Origin of the sequence: Bacillus sp. JJ1764 (assembly GCF_036962145.1) — a bacterium.
Taxonomy (GTDB): Bacteria; Bacillota; Bacilli; order Bacillales; family Cytobacillaceae; genus Neobacillus.
The window spans coordinates 13,761-26,033 of sequence record NZ_JBALNY010000017.1 but is presented as its reverse complement, the minus strand read 5'-3'; the positions used below and the strand labels follow the sequence as shown (position 1 = coordinate 26,033).

The window sequence follows — 12,273 nt, the reverse complement described above, 5'->3', positions numbered from 1 at the left end:
AGTAAGCAAATTTTGTCTAATAATCGTAAAAAAGAGATAAAAATTATGGAATTTGAAGAAATTTGTCGTAGATGTGATTATAGTACTATTTAATGAAGGCGGGGGTGATTGCGAGTGGTTTTTTGGGTCTTAGGTACTACCTGTATTTTTTTGTTTGCTATCTTACTTATTCCACTTGGTTTTACGCTTAAAGGTAAATTAATAATTGTTTTTACTAGTTTAGTTTTAGCACTAAGTGGGATGGTTGCCGCTGCCAGATTTTCATTATGGTTGACAACATTAATGTTATTTGCCCTTGTCTTTTTTGCATCGTACTTTATCCATCAACGTTTTGGATCATTGTTGTTTCCTGAAATTTCGTTTGAATCAGACTTGCATGAAGTGAATGCTTTAGATGAACTTAATTATCAAAATGTTAATGGAAAAGAAGATAATTCAGAACTTCAGCAATTATTTTCCTCCTCCAATACAAGAAAAACAATCGATAACTCTTTCCAGATGACTGTTTCTGATCAGAATATTGAACCAGAATTAGTAATGAACGAAGAAGACATTGTATTCTTACAGGATAGAGATTTACCAGTAGAAATCCCAATTGAAATAAACCATGTTGAGTTAAATTATCTTTCCGATATTGAAAGTTTACTAGAAAAAAGCGGTAGTGAAACCCACGATCTTATCGATGAAAAATTAGTAGATCAAACTACCAGACATTTATCCAGGATTGATAAAAATAAAGATATGGCTTTAGATCCATTGAATGAGGAATCATTATTTGATTTTCTGCGTGCTCATGAGGAGGCAGAAGAAGAAAAAAAGGAAAAAGTCAGTAATTAATTAGCCGTTCATTGGAGAGGAGGCAGGGGGATTTGGGAAAACAACAACAAATGATAAAATTATTTGTCGTTTTGCTGTTTGGGACTGCATTTATATTTAGTTCTACCCATTTTGGCGTTAAAGCTTTTCAAAGCCTGAATCGTTTAGATGGAAAATTCTCTGATGGCACAACTATTGGTTTATTGGATCTTTCCGGAAAATCGGACTCGGAAGCAACCTCCCTTTTGGAGGAAAAATATGTTGAATGGCTAAAAGGAACAAAATTGAATTTGCAATACGGGGAGAAGACAGCCTCGTTTGATATGAACCAATTTCATTTAGATACCCATCAAACTTTAAACACTGTTAAAGAAGGCAAAAGCAACTTGGCAACTATAGCAGTGAATAAATCCCAAGTTTCCGAACAGTTGGAAATTCTTTTTCCACAACTGAATCTGGAGGATATAGATGTAGATAAATTAATAAATCGTTTAAATGAAACAGCTTCTCAATTTGAGGAAGGGGAGCAGTCCTTTAATTTAACAACAGACTTCGTATTGGCAGGGCATCAAATTCAAGAAGAAACTGTTAATTTTACAGTGATGAACCTTAAGGAAGTACCATTTGATTTGCAATCTATCATTGAACACAATCCGACTATTGAAATTCCAAAAGGTTCAACTTTTTCATTGCTAGACTTTGCTAGGAAACAAAAAATTAGTGGAGAGGACTCATTAAATGTCCTAGCAACTGGAATATATCAAGAAATTCTGCCAACTAACTTTAAAATTGTTGAAAGAAATATAAGCAGCTCCCTACCGAATTATGCTGGCCTCGGTTTTGAAGCAAAGGTAAATCAAAGTGCAAATACAGATTTGGTGATTACTAATCCTAACAAAACGAATTATCGTTTGGAGTTCAAATTAGTCGGAGATCAATTTACTATTTCTTTAATAGGACAACAATTTGTTTACCGCTATCAAATTGTTCAAAAGGATAACCAGGAATTACAGCCTAAGACGATTATTCAATATAGCCCACTGTTGAAATCGGGCCAAACAAAGATTGTGACAAAAGGGATGAATGGACAAATTGTAAAGATTTATCGGGAAATTTATCAAGGAAATCAACTAGTTAAAAATGAATTAATATCTGAAGATTATTATCCGCCTATCTATCGAGTTGAGGTACATGGTCTCGACGGTAATACCCAAACCACAACACAAACAACGCTAGATCCAGCAACAACTCAAAGTGCCAATAGCACAAGCGAAGATCAGTCTACTTTAGTTTCTGAAAATGACCAAACCAATACAACTGAGAGTGACATTTGGGGAAAGCCAAATGAACAACCAAAGTAAAGGCAGGGATGCCAGATGATTCAAACAAGAAAAAGAATTGGCGATTTGTTACTTGATGAAGGATTGATTACTGCTGAACAACTTCAATCGGCTTTACAAGATAAAAGTCCTAATCAAAAATTAGGTGAAGTACTACTACAGAGGGGATATATTACTGAACAACAGCTAATTGAGGTACTCGAATACCAATTGGGTATACCGCATATTAGCCTATTTCATTATCCCTTTGATACAAGTTTATTTACATTGATACCAAAGGAATCAGCTCGTCGGAATCTGATTATTCCGTTGAAACGGGACGGAAATAAATTATTTATTGCGATGGCTGATCCTATGGACTTCTTCGTCATCGATGATTTACGTTTATCTACAGGATTCCAGATAGAACCGGCGATTGCTACAAAGGATGATATTCTTCGTTCCATTAATAAATATTATGATACAAATGATGGTCTAGACGAGCTACTAGATGAGCTGCCAAAAAATGAACGTAGACCGCAGGCACAGGAGAACCTAACGGATACAGATTCACCCATTGTCCGAGTTGTCAATCAGATCCTGACAAATGCCGTAATACAAAAGGCAAGTGATATCCATATAGATCCTCAAGAGACAAAAGTGATTGTGCGTTACCGTGTTGATGGGATACTAAAAATTGAAAAAACACTGCCTAAAAGTATGCAAAGTGTATTAACGGCCAGAATCAAAATCATGTCTAATCTGGATATTACTGAGCATCGAATTCCACAGGACGGGCGTATTAAGCTTAATCTGGATTTCCATCCAGTAGATCTTCGTGTTTCAACACTCCCAACTGTATTCGGCGAGAAGATCGTCATGCGTCTTTTGGATATGGGCTCTACTCTAAATGACATAAATAAATTAGGATTTAACTCCTTGAACCTTAAACGCTTTAATGAAATGATTGAAAAACCAACAGGGATTGTCTTAATTACCGGACCTACTGGGTCAGGTAAATCATCAACGCTTTATGCAGCACTTAATAAGGTAAATAATGATGAAGTTAACATTATTACTGTTGAAGATCCGGTGGAATATCAATTAGAAGGGATCAATCAGGTACAGGTGAATTCCAATGTCGGGATGACCTTTGCGGCTGGCTTACGTTCTATTCTCCGACAAGATCCTAATATCATCATGGTAGGGGAGATACGTGATACGGAAACGGTGGAAGTGGCTATTCGTGCCTCATTAACAGGGCACTTAGTATTGAGTACGCTTCATACAAACGATTCGATTGGGACTGTAACCAGATTACTTGATATGGGAGTAGAACCATTTTTACTTGCTGCCTCCTTAAGTGGGATTGTCTCCCAACGTCTGGTTCGAAAAGTTTGCCGTGACTGTGCTGAAGAACAAGAACCATCAAAACGTGAGATTGAAATCTTCGCAAAAAGAGGCTTGAAAATAGAGAAAATCATGCGAGGCAAGGGTTGTTCTTCTTGTAATATGACTGGTTATAAAGGAAGAATAGCGTTGCACGAGGTTCTTGTTATTAATGATGAAATTCGTAGGGTAATTATGAATGGTGAATCATTCCAAAAACTGAAAGAAATTGCTATTAAAAACAAAACCTTTTTTTTAATTGATGATGGATTATTAAAAGTAAAACAAGGGATAACCACAACAGAAGAGGTTTTACGTATTGCAATTTTGGAGTAGGAGAATGCTTATATGAAAGAGAAAATCGATCAAATACTTCAGGCTGCTGTTGAATACAAGGCTTCGGATGTCCATATAACCGTTGGGGTTCCGCCGGTAATGCGCATAAACGGCGACTTAAAAAGATATGGTGCCGATAAGCTTTTGCCTGCGGATACCGAGGCGATTGCCAAAGCAATCATTCCGGAAAACCAATGGAGTTTATTCAAAGAAAAAGGCGAACTTGATTTTTCATACGGGGTCCCTGGAGTTTCACGATTTAGGGTTAATGCCTTTCATCAACGAAGAAGCATTTCTTTGGCATTGAGGGTCGTATCCACCCGTACCCCAACGATTGAAGAATTGGAATTACCTGAAATTCTTCCAAGGTTAGTGGAAAAACCCCACGGCCTTATCTTAGTGACAGGTCCAACCGGAAGTGGTAAGTCAACAACACTTGCTGCCATGATTGACTACATGAATCGAACAATGCGAAAACATATCATTACTTTAGAGGACCCCATTGAATATTTACATCGTCATGGGAATTCCATTATTGATCAGCGGGAAGTGGGATTTGATACGCAAACATATGCCGATGGACTAAGAGCAGCACTTCGTCAAGATCCTGATGTCATTTTGGTTGGGGAGATGCGCGACCTAGAAACTATTTCAATTGCGATTACTGCAGCTGAAACAGGTCACCTTGTTTTCGGTACATTGCATACCTCGAGTGCACCAACAACCATCAACAGGGTTATTGACGTTTTTCCGCCTTCCCAGCAGCCTCAGATTAGAATTCAGTTGGCCTCAGTACTAGTTGGAGTTATTTCGCAACGGTTATTTCCTACTGCTGATAAAAAAGGAAGAAAAGCAGCGACTGAAATCTTAGTAAATAACCCTGCCATTGCCAATCTGATTCGCAATGAGAAGATTCACCAAATTCCAAGTGTGATGCAAACTTCACGTGCCCAAGGAATGCACACTTTGGAAATGAGTATCAAAGATTTGTTGGAGCGTAATTTAATTCTGAAAGATGCTGCAAACCAATATTTACACGAAAAGATGATGCAAAATGCCTAGGTTTAAGTATTCAGGGCGCGATAAAAAAGGGAAAAAGCAGGGAACCATCAATGCTAGTTCAAAACGTGAGGCCATGGTTAAGTTAAAAGATGACGGGATTAGAGTTATAGATATAACAGAGGTTCCGGAAACTTTTTTGACAAAGGAGCTAACCATTGGAAATCCGGTAAAATTACAGCATTTTGTAATTTTTTTAAGGCAATTTGCCACTCTTCTAAAGGCAGGAGTAACGGTGGTTGATGCAACTGGAATTCTGGCTAAACAAACGGAAAGTAAAGGGCTAAAAAGAGCATTATTAGATGTAGAGGTGGAATTGCGAGAAGGGAATCCACTTTCAGAAGCTGTATCAAAGCATAAAAAGATATTTACACCAATGTTTATTAATATGGTCCATGCTGGAGAAGTTAGCGGTACATTAGATAATACCTTAGAACGGTTAGCTGATTATTATGAGAAGCAGCATTATACGAGACAAAAAATTGTTTCAGCTCTTGCGTATCCAATGGTTATAGGGGTTATCGCGATAGGAGTCGTAATTTTCCTATTGGCAGTTGTCGTTCCTACCTTTGTTCAGATGTTTGCTGACATGGGAGGAGAATTACCTGCTATTACAAAGTTTGTTCTTTCAGCAAGTGATTTTACACAATCATTCTGGTGGCTTATTGTTTTAGTTTTTGTATTAATAGCTTTATTAATTATGTATTTTAAAAGTAATAGGAAAACAAAATACTATTTTGATTTATTTATCTTAAAAATACCTATTTTTGGAAAGTTAATACAAAAAGCAGCTTTAGCCCGTATGATGCGTACTTTAAGTTCATTATTTTCAAGTTCAGTTCCCATCCTACAAGCTATGACAATCGTAGAAAGAGTAGTAGAAAATGAAGTGTTGGCAAAGGTTATCCGTGAATCACGTCAAACCCTGGAAAAAGGGCGATCAATGACCGAACCAATGGAAAAGCACTGGGCTTTCCCCCCCCTAATTACACAAATGATCATTATTGGGGAGGAAACTGGGGCTTTGGATGCGATGCTTGCCAAAATTGCTGATTTTTATGAGAAGGAAGTTGAAACAGGCACTGATCGATTGAAATCACTAATTGAGCCCATTATGATTGTCATTTTGGCGAGTTTAGTAGGTACTATTGTCACGTCGATCATTGTACCTATGTTTAGTATGTTTGATCAATTCCAACAAATGAACTAATAATTGATAAAATTATTGGTTTATTGAGGAAAATCGACAAAAAATCTTTAATATTATACCAAACTATTGTCATCTAATGTTATAATACAAGAGACTAAAATAGTAGGTTCATAGAACCAAAAGGAGATGAAATCATGATCCAAAAACTAAAAAATAAAGCAAAAGAACAAAAAGGTTTTACTTTAATTGAATTACTTGCGGTAATTGTTATTTTAGGTATTATTGCTGCAATCGCTGTGCCTTCTGTAATGACTATTATGAACAATTCGAAAAAGGATGCTCATATTGCAAATGCTCAACAGATGGTAAATTCCGCTAAACTATATATAGCACAAAAAAATATACAAGTTACTACAACAGCACAAGATATTAAAATGTCCGATATGACAACTGCAGGAGTATTAGATTCTATTAAAGACCCATCTGGAATTGGCTATGATCCAGATACTTCAGTAGTTAATGTTAAAACAACAAATGCTACAGACAATACAGTAATATATACGGTAACACTTAAATCTACTGGTGATGCTACTACAGCTAAAACATATTTTAGCGGGAAAAATATAAACAGCCTTTCAAGAACTGATGTAACTCTTCCATAATGTTAATAATTATCTTGTTAATTTTATACGGGGCAGTATTGGGATCTTTCTTTAACGTTGTTGGACTTCGGGTTCCATTAAAGCAATCAATTGTTAAACCAAGGTCAGCTTGTCCAACCTGTGGGCACCAATTAAAACCGTATGAACTTATACCGGTAATATCATATTTGCTCCAAAATGGGAAATGCCGCGGCTGTCAGTCGCGGATTTCTCCTATATATCCAATTATGGAGTTACTAACGGGAATTTTATTTGCCGTAGCCCCATTCTTGGTTGGATGGTCTGGAGAATTATTAGTCGCCTTAACGTTAATTTCTTTATTTATGATTATTATTGTTTCGGACATTCACTATATGATTATCCCTGATAAAATTTTGCTTTGGTTTGCAGGGTTTTTTTTATTTGAACGGTTCATGTGGCCGCTGACTCCTTGGTGGGACAGTCTCTTGGGAGCCATAACCGGATTTGTACTTCTCTTACTGATTATGCTTGTCAGCAAGGGAGGCATGGGATTTGGAGATGTAAAGCTCTATGCCCTGATAGGTTTTGTATTAGGTTTTAAGCTTGTTTTATTATCATTTTTTCTATCGACTTTATTTGGTGCCCTCCTTGGCGGCTTGGCCCAGTTGTTTAGAATAGTAAAAAAACGGCAACCGATACCGTTTGGCCCATTTATTGCAACTGGAACGTTAACTGCGTATTTTTGGGGACCGGAAATAATAACTATTTATATAAATTTCCTTCATCAAGGATTTTAATAAGGGGTTTTTTCTATGGCTTTTTCCCTATTTTCCTCTAAAAACCGAATTATTAATCTGGTAATCAGTGACCATTCTATTCGCTTACTAGAATTAAAACAATTCAATCCACCCTTAGCACATAGATGGAGTGAACATTTTCTTCCAGCCGGAATCATTAGCGATGGTAAAATACAAAATCAAGATTCCTTAGAAAGTATTTTAGAGGAATGTATTGACGAGTGGAAAATTCATAGGCGACAAGTGCGTTTTATAATTCCAGATTCCTTAGTCATCATTCGAAAGATTTCCGTCCCTTCAGAAATTCAGGATGATGAAATCAAAGGTTATCTGTATTTGGAACTAGGATCTACCATTCACTTGCCATTTGATGAGCCGGTCTTTGATTTTTATCCGTTAGGAAGTAATGGGAAAACTAGAGAGATATTGCTATTTGCGGCACCAGAGCAAAATGTGATGGAATATGCCGATTTGCTGTCAAAGCTAAAGCTTAACCCTATTGCAGCAGATATTTCTCCTCTTGCTATTTATCGACTCTATCGGCAGCTGGATACGGAACTAGTAAACGAGAATTTATTTGCAGTTCAATTTGATTTAACCAGCGTTAATTTAACTATTTTTGAAAGAAGCGTTCCGCTAGTCATGCGTCAATTTCCACTTCCATTTAATATGGATCAATGGAAAATCAAAGAAGATTCTGGAAATAATTTGGTTTATAACTATATAGGAAATACAGATGAACTGGACCTTCAGTTTGATGATATTTTTAGGGAAATCAATAAGTTAATTGATTTTTATCGTTATTCCCTTCATAAAGAACATAATCAGATTTCTAAATTTTTATTATACGGCGATCACCCAATGCTTAACATAATCTACGATGGAATGCTAGAAAGATTTGAAACTCCAACAGAAATGATAGCGATAGATATGGACTCAAAGGGCAATTCCGTGAAACTGCCGTCCAGTCAATTGTTACCATTGGGACTTGCTTTAAAAGGGGGGCAATAAATGTTCATTGAAATTAACCTGCTGCCCCAAAGAGAACCCAAAAAAGTTGGTTTTATCATTGCGATTTCCAGCTTGGTATTTCTATTAATTCTTAGTGGTGTGTATTACCTTTGGCAAGTCCATTCAGTTAAAAATGATATTACTAGAATAACACGACAAATTGACATAACGTCTAAAGTTGTCAATAAGGATAACAACCAATCAGAAATATCAACTAGTTCTAAATCAATTAGTCAATTAAATAGTGCAATAAATTGGGCAAAAGAATATCCCATCCAAACTGTTCCAGTCTTGCGTCACTTGTCTTCACTATTACCAGAGCGTGGATTCATACAAAGCTTTGGATATACAGAAGCAGGAACCATTACTTTAACAGTCCAGTTTGACACCAGTAGGGAAGCTGCATACTTTTTGGAAACGTTACATGATTCGAAGTGGATTGAAGATGCAAGCCTTAATGCATTAACAGCAGCAGATCAATCAAAGACAACCGGTACATCTTCAACTTCGACGAATTCACCTAATACTTCAATTGCAACCTCTGTTCAGGGAAGTACTGTTACTACAAATAGTCAAACGAATACTGCTGGTCAAAATACAACGACTCAAGCCACTGGTGGAATCCAAGTAGCACCTGGGACTACTCTGGTAGATCAAAATGGTAACGTCTATACAATTGTAGATCATTCAAATACAAATAGTGCCAATACAACAGATTCAACAAATACAACAGATTCAACAAATACAACAAATTCAACAACCAACAAAACCAGTACGACTACCAAAAGTAGTATTCTACCCCGTTATACGGGCCAATTCGAAATCAAATTGAATCAAACAGTTGTAAAGGAAGAAATCAAAAAGAGTGAGGATTCTGAGGAAGGGGGGACGGGTTGATGAAGCTACGTTTCTCAAAAAAAGAAAACCTGATCCTTGGAATCGTCGCGCTTCTTGTTGTTGCTCTGATTGTGCTTGCTCAGTTTTTTTACCTTTCTCCTCTTAAAACGGATTTGAAGAAACAACAATCCTCATTGGATATTGCACAAAAAAAGCTTGAGGCAATCAGTCAACAGAAAACGCAGGATTCACAGCAAACGGTCGAAGATACAAAGGAGCTACAAAAGAAGCTTCCTGTTAAACCGTTGCAGGAACAGCTTATTCTGGATTTAGAAAAAGCCGAAAATGTATCGGACAGTGAAATTAAGACCATGAGCTTTTCTAAAGACGCTGATGTGTCATCAGGAACTAATCAAACTGTCATTCAAAATACAGCACAACAACAGAGTTCAACGACGACGACTAGCCAGCCCGCCACATCCAGTCAGTCTACAGCGAACCAGGATACGGCGAATCAACAGTCGAGTGGAACTGTGGTACCAGAAGGAATGAAAAAAATTACAGCTAATTTAACGGTCGAGTCTCCTACCTATGAAGATTTTGAAAAGTTCATAGATGCTTTGGAGTCATTAAATCGGATCATTGTTGTTGAATCGATTTCTTACACTGGTGGACAAGAAATTACTTCATTAAGTCAACAGAACCAGCCATTGGCTTATAGTCTTACGTTCTCTGCATTTTATATGCCAGGCCTGAATGATTTACAGGCACAGCTGCCTAAAATCGATGCTCCGGCACCAGCAGGTAAAGAAAATCCGTTGAGTCAATTTCCTGATGTTACTCACTAGGTTAACAACATTTCGAACTAATAAATAATTTGGCGAAAGACAGTGATAACAAGACGACAAAAGTCTTGTTATTTTTTTTGATCATTATGTTAGGATGAAACCATTACTTTAGATAGAGAAAGGAGTAAGCAATGGTGGACAAGCCTAAGCAAAAAGGCAATACAATCAGAGTTACATTTAATGGAGAGAATTCAGGTCCTCAGGAAGAGCCCCTCCAAAAAGTCTCAAGCGATAAGCCCGACTCCCATTCAAAAGTGATTAAAATAAATAAAAACTCTCAAGACTCGGAGGTTTATTTAGAAACGGCAGCAACTCAAGAATCTGTCGATGAAAACTTTGACTGGATTATTCCGGAATCTGCTGAACAGGATGTTGATGAATCTCACTTTATTAAACAGGTTGACTCAAAAAAAACTACACACCAAGGTAAATTTTCAATCCATCACAAACCAAAAAAGAAAAATGATAAACCCCTTAGTAAAGTGGTCATCTCAGCTATCTTTGCGATAGTGATAGGGACTACCATTGGTTATTTTATGCTGAAGTTGGTGATTACAGAGTCAGATCAAAAGGCATCGACCCAACCAAACCAACCAAACCAACCAAACCAAACGGTCGTCCAAACAACCCCTGGAACAAAAGAGAACCAGAACAAAGAAAAGAGTAAAACCAATTCCACTTCACTTGCACAATTAACAACTTATGTGGTTCAAGGCGGAGCATTTGGCGCCAAGGAAGGGGCAAAAGATGCCACTTCCAATCTATCATCGAAAGGAATATCCTCACAATTGATAGAAATGAATGGAAAATATTATGTTTTCCTGGGAACGGCAGATTCTATTGAAGGGGCAAAAGCTCTAGCCGGAAAGTTTAAGGAAAAAGGAATGGATGATTTATTCGCAAAACAAATCGTCGTGGAGAAGAGAACTTTTTCAAATCTTACCGATAAAGAAAAAAGCTTTCTTGAAACGGTTCCTACCATTTATCAGACTCTTAGTAGTGTAACGGCGAATGCGCAAATTTCAAACAGCATTTCTGAAGAAGCTGCTAAAGCATTAAATACTATAGATAAAACTTTAAATATTAGTGGTATTAAAAATGAAAAAGTGAAAACCTTAAAGTCTGAGCTTTCAAATGCAGCAGGTGAATTAAACGAGTATAAAAAATCAAAGAACAGTAAAAGTCTAAACGAAGCTCAACAACAATTACTTAATTTTTTAGCCGCCTACTATTCACAATAATTTAAACTGACAATTCAACCGATGAATCGATATTTTCCGGGAAATACTTTATTCAAAAAACCTATCCATTACAGGGTAGGTTTTTTGAATTTTCTGAGTTACATATTTAGATAATATGTGCATAATTTGACATATTTCTTCAAAATTTAATGATATAAAAATTGTTTGCTTCCTAAATATTTGATAACATGAAAATGTATCTCCCTTTTTGAAGTAAAAAATAAGGTCAGGTGATAACATGCAAAACCTCATTTTAGCCTCTTCATCTCCACGGCGAAAAGAACTTCTAGAAAATCTTCGTTTTTCTTTTACCATTTCAAGTAGTGAAGTAGATGAAACCTTTGATCCAAAGCTTTCTCCTGATGAAATTGTGATGGAATTAGCTGAACGGAAGGCACAGGCAGTTTTTAAACAAAACAATCATGCGTTTGTTATTGGATCAGACACAATTGTTGTTGCTGACAACGAGGTCCTTGGAAAGCCAAGTGATGAAGCTGAAGCTTTTGAAATGTTAAGAACGTTATCAGGAAAACAGCATGACGTGTTTACTGGTGTCGCTATTTTGTCTCCAACTGGTACCACCCGTTTCTATGAAAAAACTGAAGTCTGGTTTTGGGAGTTAACGGACGAGGAAATACGGTCATATGTCAAGAGTGGTGAACCGCTTGATAAAGCAGGAGCATATGGTATTCAACAGCTAGGGAGCATGCTTGTCAAAAAAATAAATGGAGACTATTTTGCGGTTGTCGGTCTACCGCTCGCAAGAACCGTCCGAGAATTAAAGCGGCTGGGCTATCCGATGCCGTATTAAACTCTTTTGTTCAGTGGCTCCCAGACTAAAGGGAGG

12 protein-coding genes are annotated in these 12,273 nt (G+C 37.0%); all 12 read left to right on the top strand.

Annotation, left to right across the window (positions count from 1 at the left end; genetic code table 11):
- Positions 1 to 114 precede the first annotated feature (114 nt).
- A complete protein-coding gene (locus V7083_RS02535) occupies positions 115 to 837 on the top strand; it encodes a hypothetical protein (RefSeq protein WP_335475039.1) in 723 nt (240 codons plus the stop codon).
- A 32-nt stretch (positions 838 to 869) separates the two neighbouring features.
- Entirely contained in the window at positions 870 to 2,177 is a 1,308-nt protein-coding gene (locus V7083_RS02530; RefSeq protein ID WP_335475037.1) for a G5 domain-containing protein, read from the top strand.
- Positions 2,178 to 2,192: 15 nt separating this feature from the next.
- Positions 2,193 to 3,860 (top strand): GspE/PulE family protein, encoded by a 1,668-nt coding sequence (locus V7083_RS02525; protein ID WP_335475036.1) that lies wholly within the window; start codon positions 2,193 to 2,195, stop codon positions 3,858 to 3,860.
- Positions 3,861 to 3,872: 12 nt separating this feature from the next.
- On the top strand, positions 3,873 to 4,922 hold the full coding sequence (locus tag V7083_RS02520) for a type IV pilus twitching motility protein PilT (protein ID WP_335475034.1): 1,050 nt from the start codon (positions 3,873 to 3,875) through the stop codon (positions 4,920 to 4,922).
- Positions 4,915 to 6,129 carry a type II secretion system F family protein gene (locus tag V7083_RS02515; RefSeq protein WP_335475032.1) on the top strand — a complete coding sequence of 405 codons (1,215 nt, stop codon included), beginning with the start codon at positions 4,915 to 4,917 and terminating at the stop codon, positions 6,127 to 6,129. Before V7083_RS02520 ends, V7083_RS02515 begins: the two co-directional genes overlap by 8 nt.
- 134 nt (positions 6,130 to 6,263) lie before the next feature.
- On the top strand, positions 6,264 to 6,731 hold the full coding sequence (locus V7083_RS02510) for a type II secretion system protein (RefSeq protein WP_335475030.1): 468 nt from the start codon (positions 6,264 to 6,266) through the stop codon (positions 6,729 to 6,731).
- Positions 6,731 to 7,489 (top strand): prepilin peptidase, encoded by a 759-nt coding sequence (locus V7083_RS02505; protein WP_335475028.1) that lies wholly within the window; start codon positions 6,731 to 6,733, stop codon positions 7,487 to 7,489. Before V7083_RS02510 ends, V7083_RS02505 begins: the two co-directional genes overlap by 1 nt.
- Positions 7,490 to 7,504: 15 nt before the next feature.
- Positions 7,505 to 8,500, top strand: coding sequence for a type IV pilus biogenesis protein PilM (gene pilM / locus V7083_RS02500; protein ID WP_335475026.1), 996 nt, complete (start codon positions 7,505 to 7,507; stop codon positions 8,498 to 8,500).
- Positions 8,501 to 9,397: a PilN domain-containing protein gene (locus tag V7083_RS02495; protein ID WP_335475023.1), complete on the top strand. Its 897-nt coding sequence runs from the start codon at positions 8,501 to 8,503 to the stop codon at positions 9,395 to 9,397.
- Positions 9,394 to 10,185, top strand: coding sequence for a hypothetical protein (locus tag V7083_RS02490; protein WP_335475021.1), 792 nt, complete (start codon positions 9,394 to 9,396; stop codon positions 10,183 to 10,185). The genes V7083_RS02495 and V7083_RS02490 overlap by 4 nt, the downstream gene beginning before the upstream one ends.
- A gap of 134 nt (positions 10,186 to 10,319) precedes the next feature.
- Complete coding sequence (locus tag V7083_RS02485) at positions 10,320 to 11,426, top strand: SPOR domain-containing protein (protein ID WP_335475019.1); 1,107 nt, start codon at positions 10,320 to 10,322, stop codon at positions 11,424 to 11,426.
- Positions 11,427 to 11,664: 238 nt separating this feature from the next.
- Positions 11,665 to 12,237: a Maf family protein gene (locus V7083_RS02480; RefSeq protein ID WP_335475017.1), complete on the top strand. Its 573-nt coding sequence runs from the start codon at positions 11,665 to 11,667 to the stop codon at positions 12,235 to 12,237.
- The last annotated feature ends 36 nt before the right edge of the window (positions 12,238 to 12,273 follow it).

Bases quoted from the DNA above. Each gene is read 5' to 3' on its own strand.
- V7083_RS02525 (WP_335475036.1), top strand. From the start codon at position 2,193: ATGATTCAAACAAGAAAAAGAATTGGCGATTTGTTACTTGATGAAGGA.
- V7083_RS02520 (WP_335475034.1), top strand. From the start codon at position 3,873: ATGAAAGAGAAAATCGATCAAATACTTCAGGCTGCTGTTGAATACAAG.
- V7083_RS02515 (WP_335475032.1), top strand. From the start codon at position 4,915: ATGCCTAGGTTTAAGTATTCAGGGCGCGATAAAAAAGGGAAAAAGCAG.
- V7083_RS02510 (WP_335475030.1), top strand. From the start codon at position 6,264: ATGATCCAAAAACTAAAAAATAAAGCAAAAGAACAAAAAGGTTTTACT.
- V7083_RS02505 (WP_335475028.1), top strand. From the start codon at position 6,731: ATGTTAATAATTATCTTGTTAATTTTATACGGGGCAGTATTGGGATCT.
- pilM (WP_335475026.1), top strand. From the start codon at position 7,505: ATGGCTTTTTCCCTATTTTCCTCTAAAAACCGAATTATTAATCTGGTA.
- V7083_RS02495 (WP_335475023.1), top strand. From the start codon at position 8,501: ATGTTCATTGAAATTAACCTGCTGCCCCAAAGAGAACCCAAAAAAGTT.
- V7083_RS02480 (WP_335475017.1), top strand. From the start codon at position 11,665: ATGCAAAACCTCATTTTAGCCTCTTCATCTCCACGGCGAAAAGAACTT.